This is a genomic window from Gilliamella sp. wkB178 (assembly GCF_001690705.1).
Taxonomy (GTDB): domain Bacteria; phylum Pseudomonadota; class Gammaproteobacteria; order Enterobacterales; family Orbaceae; genus Gilliamella; species Gilliamella apicola_K.
Window position 1 is genome coordinate 142,389 of record NZ_LZGK01000011.1, and the last position, 19,236, is coordinate 161,624.

The window sequence follows — 19,236 nt, forward strand, 5'->3', positions numbered from 1 at the left end:
CATTTTTTATTTTCAAGGTTTGAGTTTATTATATTAATATAATTAAGATGAATAAAAATAATTTATTCTTTTTTACGATCACACGTCATTGCCATTTGGAATTTAGTATAATCTTCTTCAATATCAGAATGGATTTCTCGAATAAGGTTGATTTTAAATTTATCATCAGATAAATAATCAATCGCTCTTATCGTTTTTGTATGGGCGATTGTATAGGATTCCGTTTCCTCTGGTTGATCATAATAGATAGCTAAATTAAATGCTTTTGATTCCCCACCTATATTTCGATAAAGCTGACCATTTTTTTTAAAAAATTTCATATTTATATTGTCAGCCTGACGGATACTATCATCAATAAACCGATTATATACCCAAGTGTCGATTTTATCGGAATGAACACCATTTTTCCAAGTATCCATTTTATACATACATTTCCAATCACCAATCAGCATATCTTCGGTTACTTGTTTTTTATCACACCCAAATAAAACTAAACCGATAATACTCACCAATAGAATTTTCTTCATCTTATTTCCTTATAATTATGTTAGTTAATAGTACATAATTTGTGAAATTAGGACAATGAAAAACTAAACTCTTTTAGAACATACATGTGCTACATAACTAGTATTTGATGAGAACAAGAAAAACTGAACAAGTTGTTGTTAACCGATTAAATAACGAAACTAAAATGAAAAAATAGGAAAAAAAATTTTAAAATATAGATTATTTTTTGCCAAAATTTATTGATTTTTTTTATTAATTTTTTTGGATTCATTTTTTATATTATTTTAAGTATCAGTATGTTACAGAAAAGTCTTAACATTACTTATATTTTTAAAGTGTTAAATTATATTTGCAATGTCACCTAATTTATGAAAATAAAGTATTAACTTTAATCATCCATAAAATGGCAAGATACAAACTATCTAATTCAGTTACAATTGGATCTCCAATATAATTATTGAAAAGGGGAAATAGCGGGATCTCTTTCACCAAAACTGATTTCAACCCAATCGTCATCATTTTTAGGCGTTTTAATAATATTAATAGTCTCTGGCAAACGGCCTTCCTTGAAATTTTTTAATATTAAATCCTGTAATTGATTTGGTTCTTGCGGTAACTTTCGAGAAGCATCAACATACCTAGCGCCATTGTCTTGTAATACTTTCAAACCAGCAAGAATCTCTGTAAACTCACGCAAGCCAATACGTACAATTTTTGAACCTTCCATATTATAAGCTCCATGATAACCAAGATAATAGTCATCCTCACATGCCCGACGAGCACCATTAATTGGCATCATAATCGGTGTTGGAAAATGTTCAACCATTTTTTCAAATAAATCTTCTAATTCTTTTTTTGCTTTACATTCTGTTCGGACAAATAGACTTATATGATTTTTTCGCCTGAGTGATCCAGAAAATATACTATGATCTTGATGTTCACGAATACTTAATAACAAAATAAAATCAACAGATAAAAATTGACGAAAAAATTCATTAACAATTTGTTCAATTGATACAGAATCAAAACTAGAAATTCTGTTTGAAATTACTGCACAACCATTGTCGCCAACAATAACTCCTGAAATATCACTTACTCCTTTTAATTGACTCGCTTTATTCTTAAGTGCATTATAAAGTGGATTTCGATCTTTAATCCTGGGTAAATCATAACATGCGAAACTACAAGAATTATATGGTGATTGAACAGAATCTATAATGATATTAAGATTAACACCATCTTCTTTAATCTCAATAGAAAATGGAAATGTTCCGACCTTCACTTTTTCTATCAACTTTGGCACTATTACTTTATCAACAAACTCTTGCAATCTATTTTTTGTAGGTAGAAGTAATTTTATTCGAGTTCCTCGTTTCGTTTCTTCACGTCTAGATTTAATATTAATAGTGAGACCACCAATAGGTAATTTAAGTTTGTCTTTGGCTATTCTTATCATTTCCATTAATTCTTCATACGGATTGTCCTTATTGAGTCCTTCATCAGAAACTGCCGTCACATCTGCAATAAAACGTAACTCATTATGTTCAAAAAAAATGTCGGGTTTACGTAAAGATGATAAAGTGATCTCATTTTGGATATAACCACATTTAGATAAACCATGGAGTACGACCAATTCCCACATAGCTGCAACTCTATCCTTACCGCATAAATTCAAGCGTTTAACCAATTTATCAATTGCATCACTATCAAGCACGCTACGAAGTTCATTTAGTCGCTGTTGAAGTTCCCTCCTTGCATAAATCATATACCCCCCATTATATTTTTAATATAAATTTCTATATTACTCCAGACTATACATTGACATTTTAATACTATTCACTAGTAATAAATGAAAATTAAATTCTTATTCCCACTCTATAGTAGCTGGTGGTTTGCCGCTGATGTCGTAAACTACTCGGGAGATGCCGTTAACTTCGTTGATAATGCGATTAGAGACTCGACCTAAGAAATCATAAGGTAAGTGAGCCCAATGCGCAGTCATAAAATCGATGGTTTCGACTGCACGCAGTGAAACGACCCAATCGTATCTACGCCCATCGCCCATTACTCCTACTGAACGTACTGGTAAAAATACCGTAAAGGCTTGGCTGACTTTGTGGTAAAGCTCAGCTTTGTAGAGTTCTTCAATGAAGATGGCATCAGCTTGACGTAATAGATCACAATATTCTTTTTTAACTTCACCTAGAACACGTACCCCTAAACCTGGTCCAGGGAATGGATGGCGATATAACATATCATAAGGTAAGCCAAGTTCTAAACCAACTTTACGCACTTCATCTTTAAATAATTCCCGTAATGGTTCAACTAAGCCCATTTTCATGTCTTCGGGCAAGCCACCAACATTGTGGTGTGATTTGATCACATGCGCTTTGCCGGTATCAGCGGCAGCAGATTCAATTACATCCGGATAAATCGTCCCTTGCGCTAACCATTTGACATCTTTAAGCTTGGCTGCTTCTTCATCAAATACAGCCACAAATTCACGACCGATAATTTTGCGTTTAGCTTCAGGATCGGCTTCACCCTTAAGTGCTGTTAAAAAACGATTTTCTGCATTCACGGCAATAATATTTAAACCAAATTTATTGCCAAACATATCCATAACTTGCTGAGCTTCGTTTAAGCGTAATAATCCATGATCAACAAATACACATGTAAGTTGGTCACCAATTGCTTGATGCAACAATAATGCCGTAACTGATGAATCCACGCCACCAGATAAGCCTAATAACACTTTGTCATTACCAACTTGTTGTTTAATTCGCGCAATGGCATCGGTGATTATTGAAGATGGTGTCCATAATTTTTCACAATGGCAGATATCTATCACAAAGCGTTGCAGTAATTCAAATCCCTTAACGGTATGGGTAACTTCTGGATGGAATTGAACGCCATAAAATTGTTTGTCATCGTTAGCCATAATAGCAAACGGGCAACTTTCTGTTTGACCAATTACTTTGAAACTATCAGGAATAGCGGTGACTTTATCGCCATGACTCATCCACACATCTAATTGATTAATACCGTCTTTATTAGTACTATCTACAATACCATCGGTTAATTTAGATGACCCTACGATATCTACTTTAGCATAACCAAATTCGCGTTGGTTAGAGCCAGTAACTTTGCCATGATTACCCACTTGAATAGCCATAGTTTGCATGCCATAACAAATACCCAGCACTGGCACGCCTGCATTAAATACATATTCCGGTGCCCTCGGGCTATTAGCTTCGGTGGTACTTTCCGGGCTACCGGACAAAATAATACCTTTAGGGTTAAACTGTTTAATTTTTTCTTCAGACACATCCCACGGCCAAAGTTCGCAGTACACTCCGATTTCACGTACTCTACGGGCAATTAGCTGAGTAACTTGCGAACCAAAATCAAGAATTAATATGCGCTGTTGATGGATGTCTGTTTTCATTAATTTATACCTAACTTATGAAATAATATAAAAAATAAGAGGTGATATTGTATCACCTCTTATCTATAGTTTGAACTTAGTGCAAAGTTTATTTTGCAGTGTTTTGTTCTTGTGCTGATTGAATTGCTGTTAATGCAATAGTATAGACGATGTCATCAACTAACGCACCACGTGACAAGTCATTAACAGGTTTACGCATACCTTGTAACATTGGTCCAATAGACACCAAATCAGCAGAGCGTTGTACTGCTTTGTATGTGGTATTACCAGTATTAAGATCCGGGAAGATAAATACTGTTGCTTTACCCGCAACTTTAGAATTTGGTGCTTTGGATTTAGCTACATCTGGCATTACCGCAGCATCATATTGTAATGGACCATCGATCATAAGATCAGGGCGTTTTTCTTGAGCAATCTTAGTTGCTTCTTTAACTTTTTCAACATCGGCACCTTGACCGGAACTACCAGTTGAGTATGAAATCATCGCCACGCGAGGTTCAATACCAAAGGCAATGGCAGTATCCGCTGATTGAATAGCAATTTCAGCTAATTCTTGCGCATTTGGATCTGGATTAATAGCGCAGTCACCATAAATATATACTTGATCAGGCATTAACATAAAGAACACTGATGAAACCAGTGAACTGCCTGGTGCAGTTTTGATTAATTGTAATGGTGGGCGAATAGTATTAGCAGTTGTATGCACCGCACCTGAAACTAAGCCATCAACTTCATTAGCTTCTAACATCATGGTACCAAGTACCACATTATCAGCTAATTGTTCACGAGCTAACACTTCAGTCATACCTTTATTTTTACGTAATTCAACTAAACGTGGAACATATTTTTCACGAATTGCATTAGGATCTACAATTTCAACACCTTTACCTAAAGTCACACCTTGTGCAGCAGCAACTTTACGTACTTCTTCTGGATCACCAAGTAACACACATTTAGCAATATTACGATCGGCACAAATTGCTGCAGCTTTAATAGTTCTAGGTTCATCACCTTCAGGTAATACCACCACTTTTTTCGCATTACGCGCTAATTCAGTTAATTGATAACGGAATGCCGGTGGAGATAAACGACGTGATAAATTCACAACTTCATTTAACGATTTGATCCATTTAGAATCAATATGATCAGCAACAAAGTTTTGAGTGTTTTCCATACGTTCTTTATCGTCAACCGGAATTTCTAAATTAAATTGCTGTAAATTAATTGATGTTTGGAAGGTATTTGATTGTACAGTAAACACCGGTAAACCAGTATCAAATGCTGGTTGGCATAATTTATAAACTTTGTCATCAATTGCATAACCGCCAGTTAGCAACACCCCACCAATAGAAACACCATTCATTGCTGCCAAACAAATAGTTACTAACACATCGGCACGATCGGCTGATGTTACTAATAGAGCATTGGGTTGTAAATGGTTGATGATATTAGGTACGCTACGTGAGCAGAATGAAATATGTTGAATACGACGATTTTTGATTTCACCAGTATTGATAATTTTAGCATCAAAATGATTTGCAATATCAATAGTTCGGCAAGCACTTAAATCAATATTCCAAGGAATACAACCCAGCACTGGTAACGGGCTATGTGCATTTAAATCAGCAATTGTGATTGTTTTATTATCAAATTTAGGCGTATGGTAAATTTCGGCAACATCAGGACGAGCTAAGCTTTGTTCTTCTACCGGAGCATTTACTTTATTAACAATTACACCAACAATTTTTTCATTTTTGATACCGCCAAAATTAGAACGTGCAATCTCAATATGATCTTTTAATTGTTCTAGCGAATTAGAACCCATATTCGCCACGAAAATAATTTCAGCCCCTAGAGTTTTGGCAATATTATTATTAAGTTCGTTAGCAAATGGGTAATTCGCAGTTGGTACAATACCTTCAACTAATACCACATCAGCACCTTTAGTATTTTCCGCATAAAGTGCCACAATTTCTTCCATTAACACGTCTAATTGATTCAGACTCAATAGACTTTCCACATGACTCATTTTAAGTGGTGTTAATGCTGGAATTTTAGTGTTATGGCTGATTAGTGATGTGGTATTGTCTGGGGCATCACCACCTGCTCGTGGTTGCGCTACTGGTTTAAAAACATTAAGATTAATGCCTTGACGCTCCATCGCTCGAATAACACCAAGACTCACACCTGTCAGCCCTACATTGGTACCGGTTGGAATTAGCATAATTGTACGAGACATAATTTATTTCCTCTGAATTCTTCATTAAATAAAAACAAACCGCCATGTTGGCGGTTTTGATTGTTGATTAAGCGGTTAGACGCGCAGCATCTTGTGCGATGACAAGTTCTTCATTAGTTGGAATAACCATTGCAACAGTTGAGCTATCTTTAGTAATTATGCCACCTTTACCAAAACGAGCAGCTAAATTACGTTCTTGATCAAGTTCAAAACCAAGGATGCTTAATTTTTGCAGTGTTAACCGACGCACTTCTTCAGAATTTTCACCAATACCACCAGTGAACACGATGGCATCTAAACGGCCATCTAATAACATTGCATAACCACCAATATATTTAACTAAACGGTGCACAAACACATCTAATGCATTTTTAGCATTTTCATCTTTGCTATAATGTTCAGTCACATAACGGCAATCACTACTTACACCAGTTAAACCTAATAAACCTGATTTTTTGTTTAATAGATTATTAATATCAGCCACAGACATTTTTAGATTATCGTGCAAGAAAAACATAATAGCTGGGTCGATATCACCACTACGGGTACCCATTACTAAACCTTCAAGTGGTGTTAATCCCATTGAAGTTTCAACACATTTACCATTCTTAACTGCGGAAACTGAAGCACCATTTCCTAAATGACAAGTGATAACATTAGTTTGATCAACTGGTTTATTTAATGCTTTAGCTGCTTCACGGCTTACATAATAATGGCTTGTACCATGCGCACCATAACGACGAATACCATGTTTAGTATACAGTTCATTAGGAATAGCATATAAATAAGCTTCTTTTGGCATTGTAGTGTGGAATGCAGTATCAAAAACCGCCACATTTTTGTCTTTTAAATGTGGAAATTCAACAAAAGCTTCACGAATACCAATTAGGTGAGCATGGTTATGTAAAGGTGCGAAGGCTGCGGCTTCTTCAATCCCTTTTAATACTGTATCATCAATAACTACTGAATGAGTATATTTTTCACCACCATGAACAATACGATGTCCAATAGACTTGATACCATCTAATAATTCTGGTTTTTGTGGGAAGATGCTATCAACAATAAACTTAATTGCTTGGCTATGTGCTGCTCCAGCTCCTAATGATGCTTCATGTTTTGCACCATCAAGTTTCCATTTAATACGGGCATCAGGAAGATTAAAACATTCAGCTAAACCAGATAAAAATTCATCACCATTTTCCGGGTTTATAATGGCAAATTTTAATGATGAACTTCCACAATTAAGAACAAGTGCGTTATTACTTGATGACATAGTAATTCCTATTTTTTTTGAAAAAAAGACATACACCAACTAGAATTGGTAACTTAACACATGATTTAACAATCTGTGTGATCATGCTAAGGCGACTTCTGCTATTTCGCTTTTTGAGATAAAATAGAGGGAGTCGCCAATTTCGATGACCTATTTTAAGCCAATAAAGTGTGAATGTCGAGGAATCAACAAATTATGAATTTAGTGCAAATATTTAAGTCGGGCCAAGCCTATATGCGACTTTGCCCCAAAGACAAAGAACTGTCGCACTCTTTTCCTGAATTAAAAATCATTAATCACATAAAAACCGCCAGCAAATATTTGCCGCCGTTAATTATTGCAATAATTGTTTGGCAATATTACATGCATGCGCAAATAGCCGTAACCACAATCACGGTATTATTTGCTCTAACTTTACCATTACAAGGTATTTTATGGTTAGGCAAACGGGCGCAATCCCCCTTACCGCTTAATTTAGTTGACTGTTACAATCAGATAAAAGCACAATTAATCGAAAAAAAAATCTTAGCTAAGGATAAAAATTCCAGTAATAAATTAACCTTTGAAGAATTTATGAAATTAATAAATTTAGCTAAAATCCATTTGGGTAGTTATTTTGGTCAATGTGACGATTCATCTTCACCAACAATCAAAGAATAATAATCATGCCAGAATTATTAACTACCCTACAACAGCAAATTGATGTGCTTGAACAGACGATTAAGACTGCTGAACTTACTGAATATCAAGAATATTATTTTGATGAACAGTTATTCTTTAATAACAAAATAGTCACGGATAAGAACTTCTATCTTGAAAAGATAAAGCAAACTTACCAAGCTTTAGCTGACAATGTTAAATTACAAAATTTAGAGCAAATTATTTTCTTATCGGAAACACTAGTAAATCAAATTACCGCTCTATCTCGAGAAATAGCCACTCATAAATTGCGCCACACTAAAGCCACAACTATTATTGAAGAAACGCTAGCCGAAAAACATTCGCGCCATTTAGATTACTTACGCCGCTTGCAAGAAATGAAATACGAGTTAGAACTCTCGCCCGAGGTGATGGATTATAAAAAAATGGCTGCCCTCGATAATCGCATCCACCGCTGTGAACAAGAAATTAAAAAAATTGAGTACGACTTAGAAGATGACAGTTTACACGTAGATACGTATTAGACCAACTCTTACACGTAAAACTACTAATAACTATTTTAGTAATTTTAATTAATTCTTAGCCTTCACCCTCTTATACCGAAAATGCATAATATTATAACAATTAATTAGTACCATCTTTTTAACTAACACCTATAATAATAACTATAGTTTAATGATAAAAGTGTTAGTCACTTTATTCGATCGCTACGATTTATAAATAATAAGGATTCTACTATGAGTAAAATATTTGATGATAATTCCCAAACCATTGGTCATACACCGTTAGTGCGATTAAAACATTTTGGTAATGGCAATATTTTAGCTAAAGTTGAGTCACGTAATCCTAGTTTTAGTGTTAAATGCCGCATCGCTTCTAACATGATTTGGGATGCCGAAAAACGAGGTTTATTAACTCCAGATGTTGAACTCATTGAGCCAACTAGTGGTAATACCGGAATTGCTTTAGCCGCCGTTGCTGCTGCCCGCGGTTATAAATTAACTTTAACCATGCCTGAAAGCATGAGTATTGAACGTCGTAAATTATTAAAGGCCCTTGGCGCCAATTTAGTTTTAACTCCAGCAGCCAAAGGCATGAAAGGCGCTATTGATAAGGCGGAAGAAATTGTCGCCAGCAACCCGAAACACAATATCATGCTGCAACAATTTAGTAATCCTGCTAACCCAGAAATTCACGAAAAAACCACTGGCCCTGAAATTTGGCAAGATACTGACGGTAAAGTGGATATTTTCATCGCTGGGGTGGGCACTGGAGGTACTTTTACCGGCACAGTTAATTATATTAAAAAGACTCAAGGTAAAAATATTACCGCTGTAGCTGTCGAGCCAACCAATTCCCCTGTTATTACTCAAGCCTTAGCTGGCGATCCAATCAAACCAGGCCCGCATAAAATTCAAGGTATTGGCGCTGGTTTTATTCCCCAAAATTTGGATTTAAGTTTAATTGATCTAGTTGAAAAAGTGACCGATAATCAAGCCATCGAAACCGCAAGGGAAGTGATGGAAAAAGAAGGTATTTTGGTAGGTATTTCATCTGGTGCTGCCGTTTTTGCTGCTGATAGATTAGCTAAATTACCTGAAAATAAAAACAAAACTATTGTAGTTATTTTACCTTCATCCGGTGAACGTTATTTGAGTACTGACTTATTTAGTGGAATTTTTACCGAAAAAGAATTAGGTTGAATATAAATTACAATAGTTAATTTAAACCATCATAACTAATACTAAACTACTGCCTTAAGGTGGTAGTTTAGTATTAATACCAAGGACACAAAAGATTAGTTATTATCCTGAATAATACCAAAATGCCGATAAGCATGTGGTGTGGCAATGCGTCCGCGTGGGGTTCGTTGAATATAGCCTTGTTGAATCAAAAATGGCTCTAACACATCTTCAATAGTTTCACGTTCTTCACCAATAGCGGCAGCAATATTATCCAGCCCTACTGGCCCACCCATAAATTTTTCAATAATTGCCAATAATAATTTACGATCCATAAAATCGAAACCTTCGGTGTCAACATCAAGCATATCCAAAGCTTGGGTAGCGATTTTTTTATCAATTATGCCTTTAGATTTAACATCAGCATAATCTCTAACACGGCGTAATAATCGATTGGCAATTCGTGGGGTTCCGCGTGAACGTTTAGCAATTAAATGCGCACCTTCATCGGATAAATCCATGCCCAAAAATTTAGCACTACGACTGACAATATATTCGAGATCTTCAACTCGATAAAATTCCAAACGTTGCACAATACCAAAACGATCACGTAATGGCGACGTTAACGAACCTGCTCGGGTAGTCGCCCCGATCAAAGTAAATGGTGGCAGATCGATTTTGATCGAACGCGCAGCCGGACCTTCACCAATCATAATATCTAATTGATAATCTTCCATAGCTGGGTATAAAATTTCCTCAACGACTGGTGATAAGCGATGGATCTCATCAATAAACAGCACATCGTTAGGTTCTAAATTAGTTAACATAGCAGCTAAATCGCCAGCCTTTTCTAACACTGGTCCGGAGGTAGTACGCAAATTTACATTAAGTTCATTCGCCACAATATTAGCCAAAGTAGTTTTACCTAAGCCGGGAGGACCAAAGATCAACACATGATCTAAGGCATCATTACGCTGTTTAGCGGCTTGGATAAAAATTTTCATTTGTTCACGGACTTGGGCTTGCCCAACATACTCATCTAAACATTTAGGACGAATAGCCCGATCTAATGATTCTTCTTCTTTTTGGACTTGGGGGGCAATCAAACGATCAGCTTCAATCATAACTAATCCCTATTTTACAAAACCGATTTTAATGCTTCACGAATGAGCGTTTCACTATCCATCTCAGGTTTAATCACTTTACTAATGATACGGCTAGCTTCTTGCGGTTTATAACCTAAAGCAATTAATGCTGCCACAGCCTCACTTTCAATCTGATTGGATGATTTTTTAACATTGCCAGTTATCACAATATTAGTGCTGGTTAATTCTTCACCAAAACGTTTAACGCGATCTTTCATTTCCACAATTAAGCGTTCGGCCGTTTTAGTACCTACACCAGGCAACTTAACCAAGGTTTTGATTTCGCCCTGTTCTACTGCATTAATAAACTGTTGTGCTGACATTCCCGACAAGATAGCTAGTGCCAATTTAGGACCAACACCATTAACTTTAATCAGCTCACGGAATAATTCGCGCTCTTGCTCATGATTAAAACCATAAAGGATTTGGGCATCTTCACGTACCACAAAATGAGTTAATACAATTACTTCTTGACCATTGTCGGGTAATTCGTACACACAGGTCATCGGCATAAACACTTCATAACCAACACCACCAACTTCAATCAATACCTTTGGCGGTTGTTTTTCAATAATGGTTCCACGTAAACGACCTATCACAATTCATCCTTAATTCATTGGTGCTATGTCAAAATACAATTATCTTGACCAACAATTATTCAATATCAATAACTAAACATAATTAGCTAATATGCAGTTATTAATGAAGGTATATCAAGATTATAATTTGTAGTAGTTTACCTGATAGCTAAAAAATAATAAAGAAAAACTGTATAAATAGACAGGCAATAATAAATAAGGATTTTTGCCGAATGAATCGGCAAAATTTAGGATAGCTAAGAGAATTAAATTAAAAAGGCATTTTAAAACCAGGTGGTAATTGCATACCGCCAGTTACTTGTGCCATTCTTTCTTTTTGCGCTTCTTCTAAACGACGAGTTGCATCATTGAATGCAGCAGCAATCAGATCTTCCAACATTTCTTTATCATCATCAGTGACTAAAGAGGGATCAATCTCAACACGTTTACAACTGTGCGCACCATTAACTGTTACTTTAACCAAACCAGCACCTGACTCACCAGTTACTTCTAATTTAGCGATCTCTTCCTGAGCTTGTTGCATTTTTGCTTGCATTTGTTGAGCTTGTTTCATTAAATTGCCCAAACCGCCTTTTCCACCTGTAAACATAATTATTCCTCGTTAATAATATTTAGCTCGCCATTATACAGGACGAATACTGGCTTCATCAATCTTAGCGTCAAAAGATTGACAAATCATGGCGACTTTAGGATCTTCGTAAATAATTTGCTTAGCCTGTTCCAGCTTCTGTTGGTATAGCTCTTCACGCATTTCTAATGGCGTTTTAATGGTTTGATCATCATCAATAATAATTTGCAGTTTCAGAGTTTGCTGCCGATGTTTGGCTAAGGCATTTGCTAATTTATTGTAATTAGCCGATGAGTTTATTAAGTGCTTTAGCGGCGATCGCATATGTAGCACTATGTTTTCAGCATCAACTTGTTCAATAAAAGAATTAATGGCAATTTGTTTAATTAATGGTGCTAAATCAAGTTGTTCAATCTCAGCACACCACGGATCTTTTGCCGCCATTTCGGTTATTAATTTTTGGGTCATTTCCGGCGTTTTATCACCATTTAGTGATTCTCGAAAAGTCTTAGTATCAATGATTAGTTCATCTTTTTTAACCTCAACCAAACCCAAAGATTGCCATTGATAATTTTCGGCAGTTATTTCTTCCTCTTCATCATCATTAGTTACTTCAGCAACATTATTAACCACATCCGATTTATCGGTTTTAGGGGTTAACTTGGCACTCACTGTTGGGATTTTCGGTTGACTATTGGCAACCACTTCAGACTTTTTTGCGTTGTGTTCCCCTTGTAGCAACTGCATGCGCATTTCTAATATATTTTTGGTCAACGATGGTGCATTATCAGGAACTTGCAAAGTCGGTTCAGCCGCAATTGAATCAGTAGTCATCATCGGGGGCTCGGATTGCTGTGACTTATCACCTGCTGGGATTAACTCTGGACTAGCATTAACCTCGGTAGCCAGGTTACTTATTAAAGCTGAATTTGGTTCAGTAGACTTTACCTGCGGGGCAGTAGTGGTTTTAGCACTAGTTGAAGCATTACTTACTGTTGACTGTGGAGTTACTCCTGGTTCCTGTGGTAATGGAGACTTTATTTTGGGTGCTGGTGGTGGAGTAACCGAATCAACGTTCTTGGGCATAAACGCTAAGGCGCGTAAAAAACTCATCTCCACTCCGATTTTTTTGTCCGGCGCAAAGGCTAATTCTTTACGACCCATTAACAGAATCTGATAAAATAACTGTACATCATTTGGCGCCATATACTGGGCTAAAAAGCGGATGCGTTCTTCATTATCGCTATAATCACCTAACGCAGTAGGCACAACTTGCAATAAAGCGATTTGGTGCAATAAAGCAATAGTCTGAGCAAGTAAATTATCCCAATCGGCACCTTGTTTAGCTGCCTGCTCAATTTGTTGCATAAGTCCATTGCCATTGCCTTGATGAAGCGCTTCAACCAAAGAAAACGGAATAGCACTATCCAAGGTACCTAACATGACCGCAACCGAGGCGGTGTCGACTTTACCATTGCCCAAAGCAATTGCTTGGTCGGTAAGGCTTAATGCATCACGCATACTGCCATTAGCTGCTTTAGCCAATAATTGAATGGCTTTGGCTTCGCTATCGACTTTTTCAACTTGTAAAATATTAGTCAACTGCTGACTAATCAGTGACGAGTCCAATACATTTAAATGCAAATGCAAACAACGTGATAATATTGTGATCGGTAATTTTTGTGGATCAGTCGTGGCTAATAGAAATTTAACATGTTCTGGTGGCTCTTCTAATGTTTTTAGCAAGGCATTGAAACTGCTCCGTGACAACATATGCACTTCGTCAATAAGGTAAACCTTAAACCGCCCTTTGGTAGGCAAGTATTGAATGTTGTCGAGGATTTCCCTAGTGTCTTCAACTTTAGTCCGTGACGCGGCATCAATTTCGAGCAAATCAACAAACCGGCCTAGCTCAATGTCACGACAATTATCACACACTCCACAAGGTGTAGCTGTAATACCACTTTCGCAATTAAGCCCCTTTGCCAATAAACGGGCGATTGAAGTTTTACCGACACCACGAGTACCAGAAAATAAATAAGCATGATGAACTCGCCCAAGTGAAAGTGCATTGGATAAGATTTTTAGGACATGCTCTTGCCCAACAACTTCAGAAAATGATTTTGGTCGCCATTTGCGCGCCAGAACTTGATAACTCATAATCACCATTACATATTATTAATCAATTTGCTAATAATCATACCATAAACTGATTTAATAGTCTTTAAACCTCATTTGCGCTATGTAGCTATGTATATTAACTATCAACTAAGTAATTTAACTAAAAATATACGCAAACGTATACCTCTCAGGAAACATCTTGACAAAAAATAAATCAACTTGTGGTTATTTTATTAATTAACTAACATTGAGATTACAGGTTAAATAACAATTGTTAGCAGACAATTTAATCGACAACTAAGCGGCTAAAAATATCTATACCGATATTAGATGATGGTAAAGAGGGTATTCAACAAACCCTCTTTACAAATGATGAACCATAGTACAGATTTAGTCTCGATAAACATTACTGATTAAATTACACCAGACTAAATTAATATACTCATTACTTAACGTGACCAACTTACTTTATAAAAAAGATAGGTTAGTTTTGGTTTAAATAAGCCCAAGCATATTGAGCATATAATTCGGCACCTAAGCTCATGCCATCTTCATCAACATTAAAACAGCCATGATGATGTGGCCATTGGGTGTCTTTATCCGGATTACCCGAACCAACTAATGCGAAGGCACCAGGAATGTTTTCTGTGTAGTAACTAAAGTCTTCGCCGCCAGTAGTTGGTGCTTCGAAATAAAGAGTATCTTCACCAAAGGATTCAACAATCACTTTTTGAGCTAATAATGCGCTTTCTTTATCATTTAGTACCGGTAAAGTACCATAAACATATTCAACTTCTGCTGTGGCACGGTACATTGAAGCGACTTGATTAGCATAACGGCGAATCGCGGCTTCGATTTTGTCGCGGACGGCAACATTAAAACAACGTACGGTTCCTTCAAGAACGGCGTTTTCGGCAATAACATTAAAACGAGTACCAACTTCCATACGACCAATAGTAACCACAGCTGGATCAAGCGGTGCAATTTCGCGGGAGACGATCGCTTGTACATTCATTACAAAAGCAGAAGCTACCATTACCGCATCAACAGTATCATGCGGCATTGAGCCATGACCACCCTTACCTTTAAAGCGTACAGTTAATAAGTCAGCAGAAGCAAAACTGGAACCAACCACACAAGAAACTTTACCAACTGGCATTAGTGACCAAATATGCATACCAAAAGCACTATCAACACCTTCAAGCGCACCTTGCTTGATCATGCCTTTGGCGCCTTGCGCAATTTCTTCTGCCGGTTGGAACACTAATCTAACATTACCTTGTAATTGATCGCGAATGGCATATAACGCTTTAGCGGCAGTAAGTAACATTGAAGCATGGGTATCATGACCACAGGCATGCATTTTGCCATCAATTGTAGATTTGTAATCAATATTTTTATTTAATTCTTGTACCGGTAGTGCGTCAATATCAGCACGTAACAATATTCTTTTACCTGGTTTACCGCCTTGAATTTCAGCAATAATACCTGTAGGTTCTGTTCGACGATAAGGAATCCCAATTTTATCGAGTTGTTCAGCAATTTTATCTGTGGTTCTAAACTCTTCCCATGGTAATTCAGGGTGACGATGTAAGTCACGACGAAAAGTAACCATATCTGCAATATTCTGCTTAATTAGTGTTTTTATATTTTGATTTATCATTTTAATACCTTTTATATTCTAATTGGTGCAATCATCCATTTAATGAACAGCTGTTAACGGGCCGACAATCATATTAACCATTATCCCTGCGAGTACCACTGATACAATAGTTACCGAGATGAATCCACCAATTAACATTGGTGGCAGCATGTGGCTAGTAAGTACCTCTTTTTCGGCCTGATCTTTGGTTAAATTATTAATGACTTCAGTAGTAATAATATAATCGGCTGGGAACCCATATAATGCTGTCAAGGCAATGGAAAATGCCATTTCTTTACTTACTTTTAGTGCTATCCCTACGATAACAGAAAAAATAAACATCCCCACTACCGCCGCTAAAATAAAGACGACTAATGGAATAATAAGTTCAACCACCATTTGTGGCGTTGCTTTGCTAAGGGTGTTAAAAACAAAGAGCATTAGTCCCATTACTGCAATACCAAAACCACCAGCTTTTTTTAATGGATGGCGTTCCAAAAAGCCAATCGATGAAGCAATTACCCCAAATAACAAACACAAGACAAAGGGACTGATGCTGACAATTGGTTTTAACACTGTTGAACATAAATAGGCTAAAAATCCCATCGCAGCTATGCGTAAGAAGATGAAATAAGTTGAGTTATAACTTGCCGGGATTTTGGCAAATAATTGTGGCATTGGATTTTCATCAGACACTACTTCTTCTTTGCTTTTCATATTAGCCTTGTCATCCTCGACCGACGACCAAGTGCCAGCACGATATTTTTGTAATACTTTACGACCTTCACGTTTTAGCATAATTGAAGTTAGCGGATAACCAACAAACCCTTGCATTACATAGATAATAATTGCAAACACAGCCAAATTATCTAATCCTGCATCAGTTGCACCTTTAGCCATAATAATGGCCGAGACAATCCCCCCAACTAATGGCGGAATGGCGACGATCACCATATTGTAATCAAAGAATAAATAACCAATGACAATCGTTATCAAAATTATGCCTATAATCCCCATTAACGATATTAAAATTGTCTTCCATTGACGTAGTAACTCTTTAATTGATAACAAAGTCCCCATGTTAACAATCAATAAATACATAAACATCACTGCAACAACATCAGGAATGCCAGCTCTGGCTACAATATCACTCGGGAAGAAAGTCCAATACCCTAAAAGAAACAACACTGCACACACAAACATGGATGGCACCCAAGCTTTAGTGCGCGTAGAAACCACATCGCCAAGATAGAGGATAATTAATAGAATAACTAATGCCAGCATTTGTGGCATGTCGGTCATTGGTGACATAAAAACTCCATTTTTATAATTGTTAATTATTTGTTGGCTTAAAAAATTATACTATTTTGCTTATAAAAGCTAATATTTTAGCTAATTTTTTTTAATTAACTATTTTTAATCATGAAATCATTAATTTCATCCAAAAACAAGGTACCGTATTTTTCGAGTTTAATATTACCTACACCGGTAATATTGAGTAATTGTTTTTTATTTTCTGGCATGGTTTGCACCATTTCCATCAAGGTTGCATCACTGAAAATGATATAAGGAGGAACGTCTTGGACGTCCGCAATGTCTTTGCGTAATCGTTTGAGATTATTAAATAAAATACGTTCTTCATAGGATAATATGGTGGTCAAATTAATGGCTCTGGCATAGCGATTTAAGCGACTCTTTTTAACAATTTCTAACCGTGGTTTGGAAAGTGATAAAGAAATCTCACCTTTAAGCAATGGTCGAGCATTTGCTGTCAATTGTAGCGTGACATATGTTGAAACCACCTGATTGATATAACCTAAATGAATCAACTGCCTAATTACACTATGCCAGTATTCTGTTGAATGTTGTTTACCTATACCATAAACAGATAATTTATCATGCCTATTTTCTTTAATTTTTGAACGAGAGGAACCCCGTAAAACATCGACAATATATTGCTCTCCAAAACGTTGTTCAACGCGGTAAATACACGATAAAACCTTTTGAGCGTCAAGCAACCCATTATAATGTTCAGGTGGATACAGACAAACATCACAGTTATTACAAGGTTCGGTACGATTTTCACCGAAATAATTCAATAATACTATACGTCTACAAGTTAAACTTTTCGCAAATGATTCCATAGCATTAATTTTATGTAATTCAACATGTTTGTGTTTGCCTTCCACTTGTTCGTTAACTTTCTGAAGGTACCAATGCAGATCTTTACTATTAAATAGCAATAAAGCTTCAGCTGGCAAACCATCACGACCAGCTCGTCCGGTTTCTTGATAATAAGATTCAATATTACGTGGACAGTCAGCATGCACGACAAAACGAACATTTGGTTTATTGATGCCCATACCAAAAGCCACTGTTGCCACGATGATCTGAATATCATCTTTTAAAAATGCGTCTTGTGCGTGTTGGCGCTCTTCAACGGTTAATCCGGCATGATAAGCAATTACAGAAAAACCGCGTGCTGCTAATCGAGTCGTCATATCTTCAACCCTAGAACGGCTTGAACAATACACTATACCACTATTGCCTTTTTGAGTTTCAATAAATGAAACTACTTGCTCAGTAAGATTAAATTTTTCTACAACTGTATAACGAATATTAGGACGATCAAAACTACGTACCACTACTAAAGGATCAACTAATTTTAGTTGAGTAATGATATCGGCTTGTGTCATTTTATCCGCGGTGGCTGTCAAGGCCACAATTGGTACGTCCGGAAAACGTGTGGATAATTGCCCTAGTTGGCGATAATCTGGTCTAAAATCGTGCCCCCATTGCGAAATACAATGTGCCTCGTCAATAGCAATTAATGAAGGAGGGGTTTGTTTAATTAATGCTGAAAATGAGGGTATAGTTAATCGTTCCGGTGAAATATATAACAGCTTGATGCTATGGTTTAAATATTGTTCAACAACATGTTGTTGTTCAGTTGATGACAAAGTAGCATTAAGATAAGCAGCAGCAATACCATTTATTGCTAATTGATCAACCTGATCTTTCATTAAAGAAATTAATGGCGATATTACTAAGGCAGTTTTGGGTAAAATCACCGCCGGAATTTGATAACATAAAGATTTACCACCCCCAGTAGGAATGATAGTTAATATATCCCGTCCATCAATGATGGCTTCTATAATTTCCTTTTGCTGATTTCGAAATAATTTATAACCAAAAACATTATGTAAAACTTCGTCAATTTGGTCTTTTATTGACATATTTACCTAAATACACGAATGTAAAATAATGTAAAGAGTATAGCTAAATTAGTTCCAACAAACCACCGAGAATTTACATTTATTTACAATTGGATTAACCATCTAAAATAATGCTT

At 36.4% G+C, this 19,236-nt stretch carries 15 protein-coding genes; 3 read left to right on the plus strand and 12 right to left on the minus strand.

Features of this window, described 5'->3' with window-relative positions; all coding sequences use genetic code 11:
• Positions 1-62 precede the first annotated feature (62 nt).
• From A9G13_RS02115 to A9G13_RS02135, 5 genes are all read right to left on the minus strand, one after another.
• Positions 63-527, minus strand: coding sequence for a hypothetical protein (locus A9G13_RS02115; RefSeq protein ID WP_065555970.1), 465 nt, complete (start codon positions 525-527; stop codon positions 63-65).
• A 434-nt stretch (positions 528-961) separates the two neighbouring features.
• Positions 962-2,272, minus strand: coding sequence for a hypothetical protein (locus tag A9G13_RS02120; protein ID WP_065555971.1), 1,311 nt, complete (start codon positions 2,270-2,272; stop codon positions 962-964).
• A gap of 99 nt (positions 2,273-2,371) precedes the next feature.
• The gene (gene guaA / locus A9G13_RS02125; RefSeq protein WP_065555972.1) at positions 2,372-3,955 is read right to left on the minus strand and encodes a glutamine-hydrolyzing GMP synthase; all 1,584 of its coding nucleotides are present in this window, start codon (positions 3,953-3,955) and stop codon (positions 2,372-2,374) included.
• Positions 3,956-4,043: 88 nt separating this feature from the next.
• A complete protein-coding gene (gene pta / locus A9G13_RS02130; RefSeq protein ID WP_065555973.1) occupies positions 4,044-6,194 on the minus strand; it encodes a phosphate acetyltransferase in 2,151 nt (716 codons plus the stop codon).
• Positions 6,195-6,261: 67 nt separating this feature from the next.
• On the minus strand, positions 6,262-7,467 hold the full coding sequence (locus A9G13_RS02135) for an acetate kinase (RefSeq protein WP_065555974.1): 1,206 nt from the start codon (positions 7,465-7,467) through the stop codon (positions 6,262-6,264).
• 195 nt (positions 7,468-7,662) lie between these two features.
• Between A9G13_RS02135 and yfbV the strand changes: the two genes are divergently transcribed.
• The 3 genes from yfbV to cysK all read left to right on the plus strand — a co-directional run bounded on the left by yfbV (position 7,663) and on the right by cysK (position 9,830).
• Complete coding sequence (yfbV, locus tag A9G13_RS02140) at positions 7,663-8,127, plus strand: terminus macrodomain insulation protein YfbV (RefSeq protein WP_065555975.1); 465 nt, start codon at positions 7,663-7,665, stop codon at positions 8,125-8,127.
• A gap of 5 nt (positions 8,128-8,132) precedes the next feature.
• The gene (priC, locus tag A9G13_RS02145; protein ID WP_065555976.1) at positions 8,133-8,651 is read left to right on the plus strand and encodes a primosomal replication protein PriC; all 519 of its coding nucleotides are present in this window, start codon (positions 8,133-8,135) and stop codon (positions 8,649-8,651) included.
• Between the two features lie 213 nt (positions 8,652-8,864).
• Complete coding sequence (gene cysK / locus A9G13_RS02150) at positions 8,865-9,830, plus strand: cysteine synthase A (RefSeq protein WP_065555977.1); 966 nt, start codon at positions 8,865-8,867, stop codon at positions 9,828-9,830.
• 95 nt (positions 9,831-9,925) lie between these two features.
• On the opposite strand, the gene ruvB is transcribed toward cysK, so the two are convergent.
• The 7 genes from ruvB to recQ all read right to left on the minus strand — a co-directional run bounded on the left by ruvB (position 9,926) and on the right by recQ (position 19,120).
• The gene (gene ruvB, locus A9G13_RS02155; protein WP_065555978.1) at positions 9,926-10,933 is read right to left on the minus strand and encodes a Holliday junction branch migration DNA helicase RuvB; all 1,008 of its coding nucleotides are present in this window, start codon (positions 10,931-10,933) and stop codon (positions 9,926-9,928) included.
• Between the two features lie 14 nt (positions 10,934-10,947).
• Positions 10,948-11,553, minus strand: a complete 606-nt coding sequence (ruvA, locus tag A9G13_RS02160) for a Holliday junction branch migration protein RuvA (RefSeq protein WP_065555979.1) — start codon at positions 11,551-11,553, stop codon at positions 10,948-10,950.
• Between the two features lie 250 nt (positions 11,554-11,803).
• Positions 11,804-12,142 carry a YbaB/EbfC family nucleoid-associated protein gene (locus tag A9G13_RS02165; RefSeq protein WP_065555980.1) on the minus strand — a complete coding sequence of 113 codons (339 nt, stop codon included), beginning with the start codon at positions 12,140-12,142 and terminating at the stop codon, positions 11,804-11,806.
• A 33-nt stretch (positions 12,143-12,175) separates the two neighbouring features.
• Positions 12,176-14,281: a DNA polymerase III subunit gamma/tau gene (gene dnaX / locus A9G13_RS02170; RefSeq protein ID WP_065555981.1), complete on the minus strand. Its 2,106-nt coding sequence runs from the start codon at positions 14,279-14,281 to the stop codon at positions 12,176-12,178.
• 445 nt (positions 14,282-14,726) lie between these two features.
• On the minus strand, positions 14,727-15,905 hold the full coding sequence (locus A9G13_RS02175; protein WP_065555982.1) for a M20 family metallopeptidase: 1,179 nt from the start codon (positions 15,903-15,905) through the stop codon (positions 14,727-14,729).
• A 39-nt stretch (positions 15,906-15,944) separates the two neighbouring features.
• A complete protein-coding gene (locus A9G13_RS02180) occupies positions 15,945-17,177 on the minus strand; it encodes a hypothetical protein (RefSeq protein ID WP_065556364.1) in 1,233 nt (410 codons plus the stop codon).
• A 113-nt stretch (positions 17,178-17,290) separates the two neighbouring features.
• Entirely contained in the window at positions 17,291-19,120 is a 1,830-nt protein-coding gene (gene recQ / locus A9G13_RS02185) for a DNA helicase RecQ (protein ID WP_065555983.1), read from the minus strand.
• Positions 19,121-19,236: the final 116 nt, after the last annotated feature.